The sequence below is a fragment of the Shewanella sp. MEBiC00475 genome, assembly GCF_005234075.1.
Classification (GTDB): Bacteria; Pseudomonadota; Gammaproteobacteria; order Enterobacterales; family Shewanellaceae; genus Shewanella; species Shewanella polaris.
This window is the reverse complement of sequence record NZ_CP039928.1, coordinates 994487-1011759: the sequence shown is the minus strand read 5'-3', so window position 1 is coordinate 1011759 and position 17273 is coordinate 994487. Positions and strand designations below refer to the sequence as shown.

The window sequence follows — 17273 nt, the reverse complement described above, 5'->3', positions numbered from 1 at the left end:
CTTACTTAGCCAATGTGGCGAATTATGCTAAAATAAGTCATTATTTATAGGTTGAGTTTATTAAATGAATAACCACATTCACGAGTCTTCTACTTCTTCAATGATGGAAGAAATTGCCCGAGTGGTTGATTATCAACAAGGCTGGGTAACTGTTGAAGTTGAATTGAAAAGTGCTTGTAATCACTGCGCCAGCAGTGAAAACTGTGGTACTTCAACTATTGCTAAAGCCTTTTCTGTTCATACTCAGCGTTTTTCATTACCGAGCGATAAACCTTGCCTTTCTGGTGACATGCTTAAGATAGGCTTACCAGAAAGTGTGATTATTAAAGCCGCGGCGTTAGTGTATCTGTTACCCTTGATAGGCTTGTTTTTATTTGCAATGGTTGGGCAAATGTTGGCAGCTGGATTAGGTTTTAATACCAATGGTTTTGCAATGTTTTTTGGTGCATTTGGGACATTGTTTGCGTGGTTTATTGGTAAACACTTTGCCACTCAACTTGAAGCAGATGCTACACCTGTGATCATTGCCCATCTAGGTCAAGAAATTGATATTATTCAAGCAAGAAATTAGTTATTGTTTTTAGTGCGGTCAGTGAGACACTCTTTTAAGCATTTCTATGATACTCATTGACGCAAAATAGTCCCTTGCATCAACCAAAAACTGCTGTAAACCTATTAAAATAGACTCAAAAATACCTCGTTAAGACCAATAATTGTAGCAAAATTGATACTATTGGTTAATCTGATTGGTATTACCCCCCTAATCAGGTACAATTTGCCACCTTAATTTTCATCAAATTTAGTAGTAGTCATTGCAGCATAATGAAACACATTAGAAACTTCTCGATTATTGCCCATATCGACCATGGTAAATCAACTTTATCCGATCGCCTGATTCAGGTATGTGGCGGCTTAACTGACCGTGAAATGGCTGCACAGGTTTTAGATTCAATGGATCTAGAACGTGAGCGTGGCATTACGATTAAAGCCCAAAGTGTCACCTTAGATTACCATGCAAAAGATGGTAATACTTATCTACTCAACTTCATTGATACACCAGGACACGTTGACTTCTCTTATGAAGTATCACGTTCTTTGGCTGCTTGTGAAGGTGCATTGTTAGTAGTTGATGCTGGTCAAGGCGTAGAAGCTCAGACATTAGCTAACTGCTATACCGCACTAGAAATGAATTTGGATGTCGTTCCTGTATTAAATAAAATTGACTTACCTCAGGCAGAGCCAGATCGTGTAGCAGCAGAGATTGAAGATATCGTTGGCATTGATGCCATGGATGCTGTGCGTTGTTCTGCAAAGACTGGAGTCGGTGTTGATTTAGTATTAGAAGAAATTATCGCAAAAATCCCTCCTCCAGTGGGTGATGAATCTGCGCCACTACAAGCATTAATTATCGACTCATGGTTTGATGCCTATCTTGGTGTGGTATCTTTGGTTCGCATTAAAAATGGTGTACTTAAGAAAGGTGAAAAATTTAAAGTGATGTCCACAGGACAAAACTATAACGCCGATCGAGTGGGTATTTTTACACCAAAAGAAAAAGACAAAGCAGAACTTCGTGCTGGCGAAGTGGGTTATGTAATTTCTGGTATTAAAGAAATTCATGGTGCGCCTGTAGGCGATACCTTGACCCATGCAAAAAATGGCGCAGACAAACCTCTTCCAGGTTTTAAACGCGTCAAGCCGCAGGTTTATGCCGGTGTATTCCCTATTTCTACCGATGAGTATGAAAGCTTCCGTGATGCATTGAATAAGTTAAGCTTGAATGATGCCTCTCTGTTTTTTGAACCTGAAACATCATCTGCGTTAGGTTTTGGTTTCCGTATTGGTTATCTCGGTCTACTCCACATGGAGATTGTTCAGGAGCGTTTAGAGCGCGAATACAATCTGGATTTGATCACCACGGCACCCACAGTGGTGTACGAAGTTATCATGAACAATGGTGATACTATTTATGTTGATAATCCATCTGGTTTACCTGCACTAAATAACATTGAAGAAATTCGTGAACCGATTGTTGAAGCCAATATATTAGTGCCTAAAGAATACTTAGGTAACGTGATTACGTTATGTATTGAAAAGCGTGGCACGCAAACCAATATGGTTTATCACGGTAATCAAGTGGCCTTAACTTATCACTTGCCGATGGCAGAAGTGGTAATGGATTTCTTTGATCGCCTTAAGTCAACGAGCCGTGGTTATGCATCATTAGAGTATAACTTTATTCGCTTCGACGCTGCAGATATGGTTCGGTTAGACATTTTAATTAATGGTGATCGTGTTGACGCTTTAGCGATGATTATTCACCGCAGTAATATTCGTCATCGTGGTTTGGCTTTAGTTGAAAAAATGAAAGAGCTAATTCCTCGTCAAATGTTTGATATTGCAATTCAGGCTGCCGTAGGCAGTCAGATTATTGCCCGTTCAAGTATTAAAGCGTTACGTAAAGATGTAACCGCTAAGTGTTATGGTGGTGACGTTTCGCGTAAGAAGAAACTGCTTAATAAGCAGAAAGAAGGTAAAAAGCGCATGAAGCAAGTCGGTAACGTTGAAGTGCCACAAGAGGCATTCTTAGCGGTATTGAAGTTAAACGATTAATAATAATTAATTGAATTAATGTGCTAAATAACGCCGCGTATTGCGGCGTTATCGTTATTTTTACTATATATTTTGTAACACTCAACTGGGTGAATGTTTATTCGTTAATCACCATACTGGATTGAGTTTTTTGAGCCTTTGCTCAAGCCATATGGATCCAACACACTCAGCAGGAGATAAATCAGTAATGGCAGCCTATTTTTCACTTATTTTAGTGCTCGTAACCGTTGTTAGCGGAATTATTTGGTTAATTGATGTGGTCTTTTTTGCGCCGAAACGCCGTGAAAATTTATTAGCCGCAGAAGCTAATTCAGCTCAATTGAGCGCAGATGCGATAGACAAAATAATCCGTGAGCCTGTATTAGTTGAAACTGCGCATGCCATTTTTCCGGTGATTGCGTTTGTAATGATTTTACGCTCGTTTATTTATGAACCATTTCAAATCCCTTCGGGTTCAATGATGCCGACCCTCTTAGTGGGTGACTTTATATTGGTTGAGAAGTTTAGTTACGGATTACGCGACCCTGTATGGCGTAGCAAACTGGTTGAAACTGGTGAGCCCGAGCGCGGAGATGTATTTGTATTCAAATATCCTGAAAATCCAAAGCTAGATTATATCAAGCGTGTAGTGGGTTTGCCTGGGGACAAAATTTTTTACCGTAATAAACAACTTATGATCCAAGAGGCATGTGATAGCCAAACAGATTGCCCTGGCGCTCATGTTATTGAGCATACCGAGATTAGCCGTGGCGAGTTTAGCCAAAATGGCACGCCATTAATTCGTTTAAGTGAGCAACTCGGCGATGTTCAGCATGATATTTTGCTTAATCCGTCGCGACCTGATTTCAGACAGCACTTTTATCCTCAAGCAGGCCTTCCTGCTGGTGAGTTCGTTGTCCCTCAGGGGATGTATTTTGCGATGGGTGATAACCGTGATAATAGTACCGATAGTCGTTTCTGGGGCTTTGTACCGGAAGAGAATCTTGTCGGTAAAGCGGTAGCCATATGGATTAGTTTTGAATTTGATCGTAAGCCGAGTGATATGTTACCAACATGGATACCAACAGGCGTACGTTTTGACAGAGTAGGTGGAATACATTGATGGAACCCATTAAAAATTTGCCGCGTTTGTGCCGTACTTTAGGTTATGAGTTTAATAATATTGAATTACTTATTCAGGCATTAACACATCGTAGCGCAGCAAATAAACATAATGAGCGTTTAGAGTTTTTAGGTGATTCGATTTTATCGATCATTATATCTGATGCCTTATATCATCAGTTTCCAAAAGCGACAGAAGGTGATTTAAGCCGAATGCGTGCCACCTTGGTTAAAGGTGATACCCTGACTTTAATCGCTATAGAGTTCAAATTAGGCGACTATTTATACTTAGGTCCTGGCGAGCTCAAAAGCGGTGGTTTTAGACGCGAATCTATTTTAGCCGATGCCGTGGAAGCCATTATTGGTGCTGTCTACCTTGATGCCGATCTTGAAGTTTGCCGCAAGTTATTATTATCATGGTATCAAGCACGCTTAGCTGAAATAAAACCAGGCATTAATCAAAAAGATCCAAAGACAATTTTACAAGAACATCTACAAGGGTTTAAGAAACCATTGCCTGATTATCAAGTTGTCGCTGTAGAGGGTGAAGCGCATGAGCAAACCTTTACTGTAGAATGCCGAATTAGTGAATTAGATAAAGTTGTCACCGGTGTGGCAAGTTCAAGAAGAAAAGCTGAACAGCTTGCTGCTGCTCAGGTATTGGAGCTACTGAATAAATGACCAAAAAAACAGACTTGCCAGCAGGTGATAGCCAAGAACCTAGCTTAGATGAACTGCTGGCAAGGATGAACCAAGCAGCACCAAACGCCAATGCAAAGTTTGATGTAACCTATTGTGGCATGGTGGCAATTGTCGGTCGCCCTAATGTGGGCAAGTCGACACTTTTGAACAAGCTACTTGGGCAAAAAGTCAGTATTACGTCAAAAAAACCACAAACAACGCGTCATCGAATTATGGGTATCCATACCGATGGCCCAAGCCAAATTGTATTTATTGATACACCAGGTCTGCACATCGAAGAAAAACGTGCCATTAATCGCTTAATGAATCGTGCTGCTGCCAGTTCGTTAGCTGATGTGGCAATGGTTATTTTTGTTGTTGATGGTATGACGTGGACTGCTGATGACGAGATGGTGTTGCAAAAGCTTCAGCATCGTAATGATGACCGCAAAATTATCTTAGCCATTAATAAAGTCGACAATATTAAAGATAAAGAATCGTTATTTCCTTATTTAACTGAATTGGCTCAAAAATTTGATTTCGACGAAATTTTGCCAATATCAGCGACTAAAGGCACTAACATACAACGTATTTTAGATATGGCCCGTGAATCGTTACCTGAAGCACCATTTTATTTTCCTGAAGACTATGTGACAGATCGCTCACAACGTTTTATGGCATCTGAAATTGTTCGTGAAAAATTAATGCGTTTTCTTGGGGATGAACTTCCCTATGACGCCACTGTAGAAATTGAACAGTTTAAAATGATGGATAATGGTGTTTACCAGATTAATGCGTTGATTTTGGTTGAACGTGAAGGCCAAAAACGCATGGTTATTGGCAATAAAGGTGAACGTATTCGCACGATTGCAACTCAAGCCCGTTTAGATATGGAAACATTATTTGATAACAAAGTGTTTCTTGAAGTGTGGGTAAAAGTGAAATCTGGTTGGGCTGATGATGAACGTGCATTAAGAAGTCTGGGCTATGGCGAAGACTAAATATTTTTTTGTATTATTGATTATTTGTGTTTAAGCATGGCCACTATGCAACGTGGCTATGTGCTTCATCATCGTCAATTTCGTGAATCGAGCGTAATTGTCAATTTGCTGATAGAAGGCGTTGGACGGGTCGATGCAATTACCCGAGTGGGCTCAGGTAAACGGTCTATAAAAAGCATCTTGCAACCATTTCAGCCTCTAATTATCCAATTCAGTGCTAAATCAGAAGCAAAAAATCTGGGTTTAAAAAACATTACTCATATTGAAGCCGCTGCGCCTGCTATGCCGTTAGGTGGTAATAGTCTCTATTCTGGTTTTTACCTTAATGAGTTATTGGTTCGCCTTTTATCAGTGGAACATCAAGCTGAAGGGTTGTTTTTAGACTATCACCGAGCGTTACTCGCACTAGCTAAGCAGTTTTGCTCAAGTCACCTTCGCTATTTTGAAATGGCACTGTTATTAGAGTTAGGTGCTTTGCCGTCTCTTGCCTATGATACCCAAGGTGATTTGCTTGATAAGCATTGTCAGTATCGATTTATTACCGAGAGTGGTTTCCTCCCAGTTGTAACCACTCAAGAATCAGATTTTTCTCATGGGAAAGGCTGTTTATCTGGGGCAATGTTGCTAGCATTAGCCGCGCAAGATCTACAACCCGACCAGTTCAATCAAGCCAAAGGGTTAATGCGTTATTTACTGACCCCATTACTAGGTAACAAGCCATTATTAAGTAGGCAATTATTCAGTAAGAAAGCGGATTAGCATATAATATTTATTCAACCAAACACATGAACCCAATACGATACTGTTTTATATCATCGTTGGTTTTGTGTGTTTTCTCAGTGTTATTTATTACGTTAAGGAGCTCGATGTGAGCGGAATATTATTAGGTATAAACATCGATCATATCGCGACACTTCGTCAAGCACGCGGTACTCTGTATCCTGATCCTGTCCATGCTGCAGCAGTAGCGGAACATGCAGGGGCTGATGGTATTACTATTCATTTACGTGAAGATCGCCGCCATATTCAAGACCGTGATGTATATCTATTGGCTAAGACCTTAAAAACAAGAATGAATTTTGAGTTCGCAGTGACTGAGGAAATGATTTCGATTGCCTGTGAAGTTAAACCTGCTTATGCGTGTTTAGTCCCCGAGAAGCGTGAGGAGCTGACTACAGAAGGCGGTCTTGATGTCGCTGGTCAATTAGACAAGATAAGTTCTGCAGTGACTCGTTTAGCTGCAAAAGGCATTAAAGTGTCATTATTTATCGATGCTAATAAAGCCCAAATAGATGCTTCTGTGGCTTGTGGTGCACCTTATATCGAAATCCACACAGGCTGTTATGCTGATGCTAGCACCGATGATGAACAGGCTATCGAGTTAGCTAGGATCACTGAAATGGCGCAATATGCCCATAGCAAAGGGTTAGTGGTTAACGCTGGTCACGGGTTGCATTATCACAATGTTAAAGCTATAGCGGCTATTCCCGAGATTTACGAGCTTAATATCGGTCATGCAGTCATTGCTAGAGCCGCTATTGATGGCTTAGATACTGCAGTCAGAGATATGAAAAAGCTTATGCTTGAAGGTCGTAGAGGCGAGTAATGGCAATTATAGGGATAGGTACCGATATTGTTGAGATAGCCCGAATAGCTGAGCAGCGAGAACGCCTAGGTGACAGATTAGCTAAACGGGTACTGACAGAGTCAGAACTAACAACTTACTTGCAATCAAAACAACCTGAGCGATTTTTGGCGAAACGGTTCGCCGCCAAAGAAGCGGCAGCAAAAGCCTTGGGTACCGGGATTGGCAGAGGGGTATCGTTCCAACATATTCATATCGATAATGATGACAATGGTGCACCGCTGATTAGTTTTACAGATGGCGCATTGGCAAGGCTTGAACTATTAACGGGCAATCGATGTTTTATCAGTATTGCCGATGAAAAATATTATGCTGTAGCCACCGTTGTGTTAGAAAGTTGATGTGAATAACATTAGGCTATTTATTAAAGGCGCATTAGCGCCTTTTTTGTAGGCTTTTAAAATCCACTGAAGTGGGGTAAGTTAACAAAATAATAACTATAACTAGAGAGACTCAAAATGAAATCTGCAGTTGAACAACTTTCAACCTATAAAAGCGTACACTTAAACCCGAAAAATATTAACACTCACTTTATTGGTGTGCCTATGATTATTTGGTCGGCATTTTTAATGCTGGGGACACTTCGATTTGTATGGCTGGACTATCAAGTTAGTGCCGCGATGATATTAACTGTTGTGGTATTAGGCTATTACATGGCACTTCACTTGCGCTTGGCACTTGGTTTAGTATTATTTATTTTGCCAGTTTTATATACCAGTGAACTAGTTGTTCATATCTCTCATCCATTTTATATCGCGATTAGCATTTTTATTATTGGTTGGGTGATACAGTTTGTTGGCCATCAATATGAAAAGGCTAAACCTGCTTTTATGGATGATTTGAATCAATTATTGATTGGACCATTTTTTTTGATGGCGGAATTGTATTTTATCTTCGGTTGGGAGAAAGAGTTAGCCGCTGAAATAACACCCATCGCAAGAGAGAAGCGCCGCGCATTGGAAAATAAACGTCGTAGTGCTGAATGATGATTCACCAGTAATAAAAAAGGCGCTATTAGCGCCTTTTTTATTAGCCTTAAGCTACTTATTCAGTATCATCGATTAGTTGTAAATTATCAGGCAAAACCCTAACGGTTTTAATTCTATTATCTGCAACATCAATAACTTCAATTCGGTAATCTGCAATACGCAAACTGGTACCCGCAGCCGGAATGTCTTCGATAAACTCAATGATTAAACCATTTAATGTTTTCGGCCCGTCAATTGGCAGATCCCATTTCATTTCTTTATTAAGGTCGCGAATGTTAATGGTAGCATCAATTAGAAAACTACCATCTTGCTGAACATTAATCTCTTCACTGGCAGTGGGGAGCATTGAAGTAGTAAAATCTCCGACAATTTCTTCAAGAATATCTGCTAGGGTTACTAAGCCCTGAATATCACCATATTCATCAACAACGAGTCCGATGCGTTCTTTATTTTGCTGGAAATTACTTAACTGAACGTTCAGCGGGGTACCTTCAGGAATAAAGTATAATTCTTTGACTGCACGGAGCAAAGACGACTTACTGAACTGCTCTTTTGATTGTAAACGCAATGCATCACGTAAATGAATAAACCCTACGGCATCATCAATATTATCTCTATAAACCAATACTCTAGTATGTGGACTGTGAGTCACTTGTTTATTAATCAATTTAAAATCGTCATTGACGTTTATGGCATAAATATCTGAGCGTGAAATCATTATGTCTTCAACGGTGACTTTTTCTAAATCTAAAATCGACAACAACATTTCTTGGTGACGTTGTGGAATGAGCGCTCCAGCTTCATGTACAACTGTGCGGAGTTCTTCTTGGCTTAAAGCATCATTTGTTTTGACGGTTTTGATACCCATCATACGAAGAAATACCGTGGTAATTAAGTTGATTGCCTTCACTAATGGCGAAAGCAAAATTAATAACCAGCCTAATAAAATGCTCGATGGAAATGCAATACGTTCAGGGTACAAAGCCGCAAACGTTTTGGGTGTGACTTCAGCAAACACTAACACCACTATGGTCAAAACACCTGTAGCAATAGCAACACCCATGTCACCAAACAAGCGCATACCGATAATCGTCGCAATGGCCGAGGCTAGAATATTAACCAGATTATTACCAATGAGTATTAACCCAATAAGTCTATCTGGGCGATCGAGTAACTTTAAGGCTCGAAGGGCACCTTTATGCTCATTGGAAGCGAGATGTCGTAAGCGGTAGCGGTTGAGGCTCATCATGGCGGTTTCTGAGCCAGAGAAATAAGCAGAAATCACAATTAAAACCAAAAGAAAAATAAGAAGTGCGCTGGTAGATATAGCGTCCAAAAAAGGGGCCCCATGAGGTGGTGTGAAATTGACCTAAAGGTCAAATAGTCATTAATTTAACGGCCATTATTTATTATTGGCCGTTAGAGTCAAGTTATCTTGTTTATTTTTAAATGAGGCAAAATGTTTTTTGAGTGAAACCGATATTAAAACTAGTTTAATATCAACTCTTTAACTATTCTAGCGCCAAAGTAAGCTAAAGACAGTAAGCCAGCGCCAGATAAACTGTAAATCACTGCCGTACGAATTCTACAGCCAACAGTATACTGTTGCCACAACATAACGGCATACACAATCCAAGCAATTATTGATAATACCGCTTTATGCCCTTGACCATCAGAAAACATATTCTCTAAAAAAACAAATCCGGTCACTAGTGACAAACTTAATAAAATAAAACCAATAATAATGAGATGGTATAGTTGTTTCTCTACCGTCATTAATGGCGGCATTGCTGGACTCATCATCATCTGTTTTTTCTTAAGCTTATTTTGAATAAACCATAGTTGAACAGCGTACATAGCAGCAATCAATAAAGCACTGTAGGCCATTAGTGATAACACGACATGTGCGAGAAGTTCTGGGTGCATGTCGAAGTGAGTAATATATTGTGGCGGCAGTAACCATAAAAGTGCCACAGATATTATTGCACAGGCATATACCACAGGAACAACAATGATCACTTTAAGTCGCGGCATTGTAATGGTAAAGGCTAATGCCATCATCCAGCTAACCAAGGAAATTACGTTGGTTAAACTAAAATTTTGTCCATCAGCTGTAAAAATAGCATCTGAAAGCGCAAATCCATGCATGATCACAGCAAGACCTGAAGCCACCATGACCGCTTTGCGATTTGGTCCTTCGATGTGAAAAAGTCGGCTTGTGACTAAAACCAACGCTAAGCAATAAAATAGCATGGCTGCCGCTGAAAAAATAACCATTAAAAATCAACCTATCAAAGTAGTTTATGCTGAAAAAATGCGTAGTGAGTGTTGAACAATACTATCAAAACATCACATTTTCATTATTTGTCTTAGATTAACATGATCAGGACCCAATAGGGCAGTGACCTAAGACTCAAAATTTAACAGTTTCCTGCCTTAAGCGGTAATTAATTTACGTTAAAGTGAGTTTGTGTTTGAGTTCTTCGTGTTGCAAGTATCGTAATTTGGAGTGGCTTGGGTATAATAGGTTCAATTATCGATATGCTTAAAAGAGCCGTTCAATGTTTGAAAATTTATCTGACAGACTGTCACGCACATTAAAAAACATTAGTGGCCGTGGTCGCTTAACAGAAGACAACGTTAAAGAAACCCTTCGTGAAGTGCGTATGGCACTGCTTGAAGCGGATGTCGCTTTACCTGTTGTTAGAGACTTCGTTAACAGCGTAAAAGAACGCGCTGTGGGTCAAGAAGTGTCAAAAAGCTTAAGCCCAGGGCAAGCTTTTATTAAAATTGTTCAAAGCGAACTTGAAAGAGCCATGGGTGAGGCGAATGAAGCCCTCGACTTAGCGGCTATTCCTCCTGCCGTTATTATGATGGCGGGTCTTCAAGGTGCGGGTAAAACAACCTCAGTAGCAAAATTAGGTAAATTTTTACGTACACGTCATAAAAAATCCGTTCTGGTGGTCAGCGCTGACGTTTATCGCCCTGCAGCGATTAAACAGCTTGAAACACTAGCAGAAGAAGTCGAAGTCGAGTTCTTTCCATCTGACGTGAGCCAAAAGCCGGTAGATATTGCTAAAGCAGCAATAAGCTATGCAAAATTAAAATTCATTGATGTGGTCATTGTTGATACAGCAGGTCGTCTGCATGTTGATGAAGCCATGATGGATGAAATCAAACAGCTGCATGCCACTGTTAATCCTGTTGAGACCTTGTTTGTTGTTGATGCGATGACAGGTCAAGATGCCGCTAATACAGCTAAAGCATTTAATGAAGCGTTACCATTAACGGGTGTTATTTTAACAAAAGTCGATGGTGATGCTCGTGGTGGTGCGGCGTTATCTATTCGTAGTATTACGGGTAAACCAATTAAATTCTTAGGTGTTGGTGAAAAAACCGATGCATTAGAACCGTTCCATCCAGACCGTATTGCGTCACGCATTTTAGGTATGGGTGACGTGTTATCATTAATTGAAGAAGTTGAACGTGGCGTCGATAAAGACAAAGCGATGAAACTGGCTTCAAAAGTTAAGTCAGGTGGCAGTTTCGACCTTGAAGATTTTCGTGAGCAATTACAGCAAATGAAAAACATGGGCGGGATGATGAACATGATTGAGAAACTTCCGGGTGTAGGACAATTACCACCAGAAGCATTAGCTCAAGTTCAAGATGGTAAAATGACTGGTCAGATGGAAGCCATTATTAATTCGATGACATCTAAAGAACGCAAAAATCCAGATGTCATTAAAGGTTCTCGTAAACGTCGAATCGCTGTCGGTTCTGGCACTCAAATTCAAGATGTTAACCGCTTATTGAAGCAATTCACCCAAATGCAGAAAATGATGAAAAAGATGTCTGGTAAGGGTGGAATGAAGAAAATGATGCGTGGAATGGGCGGAATGTTACCTCCAGGGATGAAGTTTCCTGGTAGATAATAACAACATCTTTCAAGTATTAAATCAGTTTACTTACATTCAATCAGTTGGTTAGGTTAAATGCTTGGCTTTATTACAACAAAACCGATGAGCTAAAAATCATCGGTTTAGGTTGCAATAGTTCAAAAGTCAGGTAAAATCTTCCGGCTTTCTTTCTGGGACTCTTTGCGAACACGGAGTTCCAGTTTTTATTTTTGCTTCTAGCAAATCATTAGAGGAATAAAACGCATGGTTACCATTCGTTTAGCTCGTGGCGGCGCAAAAAAGCGTCCATTTTACAATATCGTTGTTGCTGATAGCCGCAATGCTCGTGACGGTCGTTTCATCGAACGTGTTGGTTTTTTCAATCCATTGGCTCGTGGCCAAGAAGAAACTTTACGTTTAGATCTTGATCGTGTTGAGCATTGGGTTGCTACTGGCGCTGCAACATCTGAGCGTGTTGCAAAACTGATCAAAGACGCGCGTAAAGCTGTTGCTTAATTGCGTATAAGGTATAGATAGATGAGTAGTGACCAAGAACTAGTTGTACTGGGTAAGTTAGGCTCCAGTCATGGTATTAAAGGTTGGCTAAAAATCACTTCCTATACCGATTCTGTTGAAGGTATTTTCGATTATTCGCCTTGGCTTATAAAAGAACAAGGCGTTTGGCGTGAAGTTAAGGTTGCTCAGTGGCGTTTTCAAGGTAAAGCTGTTGTGGCTGAACTAGAAGGTGTTGCTACCAGAGAAGATGCGCAAATGCTCACAAATTGTGAAATTGCCATTAAGTCTGAGCAAATGAAAGAATTGGATGACAGTGAATTCTATCATCGTGATCTTATCGGCTGCGAAGTGACCAATATAAACGGCTATAACATGGGTACAGTCGATCAGATCGTGGCAACAGGATCGAACGACGTATTATTGATTAAAGCTAATGCCAAAGATGCCTTCGGCAAAGCGGAACGTATGATCCCCTTTGTCCCTGAGCAGTTCATCAAACAGGTGGATTTGCAAGGGAAACAGATTTTAGTGGATTGGGATCCTGACTTCTAAGTCGAGGTGCAACATATGTGGTTAGGGGTAATAACCCTGTTTCCAGAGATGTTTCGTGCTGTTACAGACTTTGGGGTTACGGGTCGAGCCGTGAAAAACGGCCTGCTAAAGGTGCAAACGTGGAATCCTCGGGATTTCACCCATGATAGACATAATACTGTGGACGACCGACCTTATGGTGGTGGACCTGGTATGTTGATGATGGTGCAACCTTTGCGTGATGCTATCCATGCAGCTAAAGCAGCTGCAGGTGATAGGGCAAAAGTGATTTATCTGTCTCCTCAGGGACGTAAGCTGGATCAGCAAGGCGTAACTGAGTTGGCTAAATCACATAGTTTGATTTTAGTGTGTGGTCGATACGAAGGTGTTGATGAACGCATTATTCAAACAGAAGTTGATGAAGAATGGTCTATCGGTGATTACGTACTTTCGGGTGGCGAATTACCAGCAATGACATTAATCGATTCAGTGGCTCGCTTAGTACCTGGTGTATTAGGTAAGCAAGCGTCAGCAGAGCAAGATTCTTTCTCTGATGGATTACTGGATTGTCCTCATTATACTCGCCCTGAACAATTGGATGGTCTTGACGTACCCGCAGTGCTGCTAAGCGGTGACCACGAAAAAATTAGACTCTGGCGTTTACAACAAAGTATCGGAAGAACTTTTTTGAGACGACCAGAATTATTTGAAAATCTAGCTCTGACTGACGAACAAACGACTTTATTAGCGCAGTTCGTGAATGAAACGGACAAGTCCGCATAGTCAACGCTCAGTTATTACTAGGATGGAGTAATTATGAACAACATCATTAAAATGCTCAACGATGAGCAAATGAAAACAGATGTGCCTGATTTTGGTGCTGGTGATACAGTAGTAGTTCAAGTGCGTGTTAAAGAAGGTGAAAAAGAGCGTCTTCAGGCTTTTGAAGGTGTGGTAATCGCTAAGCGTAACCGTGGTCTGCATTCAGCATTCACAGTACGTAAAATATCTAATGGTGAAGGTGTTGAGCGTGCTTTCCAGACGCATAGCCCATTAATTGCTAGCATCGAAGTTAAGCGTCGCGGTCGTGTTCGTCGCGCTAAACTGTACTATTTACGTGAGCGTTCAGGTAAGTCTGCACGTATCCGTGAAAAATTGGCAACTAAGTAATAGTTACCGATACAGAATAAAGATGCAGTGTTCGCACAACAACCCGCCGAAAGGCGGGTTTTTGTTTGTGGGGCTTTTAAAAATTGTGAGGCTTTTAATCACAACGAGAAAAGCGTTCACAGCGTGCAAACACAGAGCGTATGGTTGGCGTTGTTCTTGTGCACGAAATATCATCGATTAAGTAATTTTTTATGCTTTGTGTAAATAAGCCTTGCTCTCGGACCTTGGTACAGGCATAGTTGCTCTAATGTGTAATGGTGTAGCGTTACAAAAATACAGATTAGCTATCCAATACCAATAAAACAAACCTATTAGTGACCGCAGGTCAGTTGTCAAAAGAGAGTGTTAAGTATGCAACAAGATACCATTAATAATGTGTACATCAGTTCAGAGCAAGTGCTAGTGACTCCAGCAGAGTTAAAGCAAGAACTTCCATTATCAACTCATGCTTATCAATATATTCTTAATGCACGTAAACAAGTATCCGATATTGTCCACAAACGCGATAATCGCGTGCTTGTAGTGACGGGGCCTTGCTCCATCCATGATATTGCAGCGGCAAAAGAGTATGCATTAAAACTTAAAAAGTTACATGATGAGCTCAGTGACGACTTCTACATTTTAATGCGAGTGTACTTCGAGAAACCTCGCACAACCGTCGGTTGGAAAGGCTTGATTAATGATCCTGATATGGACGAATCATTTGATGTTGAAAAAGGACTAAGAATGGCTCGTGAACTCATGATTTGGCTTGCAGAGCTTGAATTACCTATCGCTACGGAAGCGCTGGATCCGATCAGCCCACAGTATATGTCTGAGTTAGTTACTTGGTCTGCAATTGGCGCAAGAACCACCGAGTCGCAAACTCATCGTGAAATGGCTTCAGGTCTATCTATGCCGGTAGGTTTTAAAAATGGTACCGATGGCAAGTTAGAGGTAGCAATCAATGCATTAAAGTCCGCTGCTAATAGTCATCGTTTTATGGGAATTAATCAAGAAGGCCAAGTTGCGTTGCTTAAAACGGCTGGGAATCCAGATGGGCACATTATTTTACGCGGAGGCATAGCGCCTAATTATGATGCGGCTAGTGTTGCAGAAAGTGAGGTACAGATCCATAAGGCAAAACTCAGTGCGCGTTTAGTCGTAGATTGCAGCCATGGTAATTCCTCAAAAGATCACCAGCGCCAAAAACAGGTTTGTGAAGATGTATTTAACCAAATTGAAGCAGGCAATAAATCTATCATTGGTGTTATGCTTGAAAGTAACCTCAATGAAGGTAATCAGAGTTCAGATAAACCCTTAGCAGAGCTAAAATATGGTGTATCTGTTACTGACGCATGCATTGATTGGGACGTCACTGAAACTATTTTAAGACAAGGCGCTAACCAGTTGTCTGCAGTATTACCGACTCGGTTCGATACACTACAGGTTGCCAACGGTTGATGAATAAACACATGAACGAAAAGACTACTGCTGATCTAGAAAATCTGCGAGATTTAATTGATGGCGTTGACCAACAATTGTTACATTTACTGCGGAAACGTCTTGATTTAGTTGCTCAAGTTGGCGCGGTTAAACATTCTGCAGGGGTGCCAATTTATGCACCTCAGCGTGAAGCATCAATGTTAGCCAAACGTAGAGCTGAAGCGCAAAAAATGAATATTTCACCTCAGTTGATTGAGGATATTTTACGTCGCTTAATGCGCGAGTCTTATCTGAATGAAAAAGATGTGGGCTTTAAGCAAGTTAAGCAAGATTTAGGTCATGTTGTGGTGGTTGGTGGCGAAGGTAAACTTGGACAATTATTTACCCAAATGCTCACTTTATCGGGTTATCAGGTAAAAAGTATTGATAAAAATGATTGGCAGGATGCTGAAGCAATATTTGATGGTGCTGGCTTAGTAATTGTTACAGTGCCGATTAATGTTACTTGTGATGTGATTGTAGAAAAGTTAACTCAATTACCAGAAACCTGTATTTTAGCCGATTTAACGTCGATTAAAGAAAAACCACTAGCAGCAATGCTTGAAGCCCATAAAGGCCCTGTAGTGGGTTTACACCCAATGTTTGGACCAGATGTAGGCAGCCTTGCAAAACAGGTTGTGGTGGTATGTCATGGTCGCCAAGCCGAAACTTACCAGTGGTTATTACAACAAATTGAAATTTGGGGCGCTCGCATCGTTGAAGCAGAAGCTGAACGGCATGATAAAGCAATGCAGTTAGTACAGGCTATGCGTCACTTTTCGACTTTCGTTTATGGTCTAAACCTGTGTAAAGAAGAAGCTGATATTGATAACTTGTTGCAGTTTAGCTCACCCATTTATCGTTTAGAGTTGGCAATGGTTGGGCGATTATTTGCTCAAGATCCCGAATTATATGCCGATATTATTTTTGCACAGCAAGGAAGTCAGCATGCCATTAGCGACTACCTCGATAACTACCGTGATGCTTTAGCCATGTTGAAATCGGGTAACCGCCAAGAATTTATTACGCAATTTCAACGAGTCGCCAAATGGTTTGGCGATTTTGCTCCGCAGTTCCAACAGGAAAGTCGAGCAATGTTGCAATCCGTTAACGATATGAAAGGGAGTTAACTTTAGTTAGCGTTAAATGAATGATTATTAATTGATGTTAACATTGCGAAATAATCATACAAGGCTTATGGTTAATTATACGCTAATTTAAATTCCGTGTTGATTTTGTAAGTGCGGTTGCTTTTGGAGGAACCCCATGTCGATGATGCCATCGCATATGTTACCCGTTCAACAGGTTGAAGATAATTCTTTAGGGCATTTCCTTTATGGTTTAATGAGTGCCTTTCCATTATTTTTTATACCGGTTTTGTTGAGTCTTTGGCTTAATCTTATCCAAAAAAATGTTAATCCCCATTCCGTATTAGGCAGTCACTTACGTTGGCAACGGATGAGCATTATTGGTTTATGTCCTTTTTTTATTGCTGGATATTTTCTCAGTCCACTTTGGTTAAGTTTACCTGTGTATATTCTTGGTATTAGTTGGTTTACTTATCGTATTTTTAAAGGTTGGATAAGCCTCAATGATGGTATTGCGGTGTAGAGTAAACACGATATAAATAAAAATGCCGAGATAATATCTCGGCATTTTTATT

19 protein-coding genes are annotated in these 17273 nt (G+C 40.5%); 17 read left to right on the top strand and 2 right to left on the bottom strand.

Features of this window, described 5'->3' with window-relative positions; translation table 11 throughout:
* The first annotated feature begins 100 nt into the window (after window positions 1–100).
* From FCN25_RS04375 to FCN25_RS04335, 9 genes are all read left to right on the top strand, one after another.
* Complete coding sequence (locus tag FCN25_RS04375; protein WP_175405925.1) at window positions 101–571, top strand: SoxR reducing system RseC family protein; 471 nt, start codon at window positions 101–103, stop codon at window positions 569–571.
* Window positions 572–822: 251 nt separating this feature from the next.
* Window positions 823–2613 carry a translation elongation factor 4 gene (lepA, locus tag FCN25_RS04370; protein WP_137222319.1) on the top strand — a complete coding sequence of 597 codons (1791 nt, stop codon included), beginning with the start codon at window positions 823–825 and terminating at the stop codon, window positions 2611–2613.
* Between the two features lie 187 nt (window positions 2614–2800).
* Complete coding sequence (gene lepB / locus FCN25_RS04365; RefSeq protein WP_137222317.1) at window positions 2801–3715, top strand: signal peptidase I; 915 nt, start codon at window positions 2801–2803, stop codon at window positions 3713–3715.
* Window positions 3715–4395 (top strand): ribonuclease III, encoded by a 681-nt coding sequence (gene rnc / locus FCN25_RS04360; RefSeq protein WP_137222314.1) that lies wholly within the window; start codon window positions 3715–3717, stop codon window positions 4393–4395. Before lepB ends, rnc begins: the two co-directional genes overlap by 1 nt.
* Window positions 4392–5396 carry a GTPase Era gene (gene era / locus FCN25_RS04355; RefSeq protein ID WP_137222312.1) on the top strand — a complete coding sequence of 335 codons (1005 nt, stop codon included), beginning with the start codon at window positions 4392–4394 and terminating at the stop codon, window positions 5394–5396. The genes rnc and era overlap by 4 nt, the downstream gene beginning before the upstream one ends.
* Before the next feature lie 45 nt (window positions 5397–5441).
* Complete coding sequence (gene recO, locus FCN25_RS04350; protein WP_175405924.1) at window positions 5442–6155, top strand: DNA repair protein RecO; 714 nt, start codon at window positions 5442–5444, stop codon at window positions 6153–6155.
* A 109-nt stretch (window positions 6156–6264) separates the two neighbouring features.
* A complete protein-coding gene (gene pdxJ / locus FCN25_RS04345) occupies window positions 6265–7002 on the top strand; it encodes a pyridoxine 5'-phosphate synthase (RefSeq protein ID WP_137222308.1) in 738 nt (245 codons plus the stop codon).
* A complete protein-coding gene (gene acpS, locus FCN25_RS04340) occupies window positions 7002–7382 on the top strand; it encodes a holo-ACP synthase (RefSeq protein ID WP_137222306.1) in 381 nt (126 codons plus the stop codon). The genes pdxJ and acpS overlap by 1 nt, the downstream gene beginning before the upstream one ends.
* 117 nt (window positions 7383–7499) lie before the next feature.
* Window positions 7500–8027 (top strand): DUF962 domain-containing protein, encoded by a 528-nt coding sequence (locus FCN25_RS04335; protein ID WP_137222304.1) that lies wholly within the window; start codon window positions 7500–7502, stop codon window positions 8025–8027.
* 58 nt (window positions 8028–8085) lie between these two features.
* On the opposite strand, the gene FCN25_RS04330 is transcribed toward FCN25_RS04335, so the two are convergent.
* The gene (locus FCN25_RS04330) at window positions 8086–9366 is read right to left on the bottom strand and encodes an HlyC/CorC family transporter (protein ID WP_137222302.1); all 1281 of its coding nucleotides are present in this window, start codon (window positions 9364–9366) and stop codon (window positions 8086–8088) included.
* Window positions 9367–9518: 152 nt separating this feature from the next.
* Entirely contained in the window at window positions 9519–10307 is a 789-nt protein-coding gene (gene ccsA / locus FCN25_RS04325) for an inner membrane protein YpjD (RefSeq protein ID WP_137222300.1), read from the bottom strand.
* 284 nt (window positions 10308–10591) lie between these two features.
* Between ccsA and ffh the strand changes: the two genes are divergently transcribed.
* From ffh to FCN25_RS04285, 8 genes are all read left to right on the top strand, one after another.
* Window positions 10592–11965 (top strand): signal recognition particle protein, encoded by a 1374-nt coding sequence (gene ffh / locus FCN25_RS04320; protein ID WP_137222298.1) that lies wholly within the window; start codon window positions 10592–10594, stop codon window positions 11963–11965.
* A gap of 228 nt (window positions 11966–12193) precedes the next feature.
* Window positions 12194–12445 (top strand): 30S ribosomal protein S16, encoded by a 252-nt coding sequence (gene rpsP, locus FCN25_RS04315; RefSeq protein ID WP_011638368.1) that lies wholly within the window; start codon window positions 12194–12196, stop codon window positions 12443–12445.
* 21 nt (window positions 12446–12466) lie between these two features.
* Window positions 12467–12997: a ribosome maturation factor RimM gene (gene rimM / locus FCN25_RS04310; protein WP_137222296.1), complete on the top strand. Its 531-nt coding sequence runs from the start codon at window positions 12467–12469 to the stop codon at window positions 12995–12997.
* Between the two features lie 15 nt (window positions 12998–13012).
* A complete protein-coding gene (trmD, locus tag FCN25_RS04305; protein WP_137222294.1) occupies window positions 13013–13759 on the top strand; it encodes a tRNA (guanosine(37)-N1)-methyltransferase TrmD in 747 nt (248 codons plus the stop codon).
* Window positions 13760–13792: 33 nt separating this feature from the next.
* Window positions 13793–14146: a 50S ribosomal protein L19 gene (gene rplS, locus FCN25_RS04300; protein WP_137222291.1), complete on the top strand. Its 354-nt coding sequence runs from the start codon at window positions 13793–13795 to the stop codon at window positions 14144–14146.
* Between the two features lie 351 nt (window positions 14147–14497).
* Window positions 14498–15589: a 3-deoxy-7-phosphoheptulonate synthase gene (locus tag FCN25_RS04295; protein ID WP_137222289.1), complete on the top strand. Its 1092-nt coding sequence runs from the start codon at window positions 14498–14500 to the stop codon at window positions 15587–15589.
* Between the two features lie 11 nt (window positions 15590–15600).
* Window positions 15601–16740, top strand: a complete 1140-nt coding sequence (tyrA, locus tag FCN25_RS04290; protein WP_137222287.1) for a bifunctional chorismate mutase/prephenate dehydrogenase — start codon at window positions 15601–15603, stop codon at window positions 16738–16740.
* 136 nt (window positions 16741–16876) lie between these two features.
* Window positions 16877–17221, top strand: a complete 345-nt coding sequence (locus FCN25_RS04285; protein ID WP_137222285.1) for a hypothetical protein — start codon at window positions 16877–16879, stop codon at window positions 17219–17221.
* Window positions 17222–17273 lie beyond the last annotated feature (52 nt).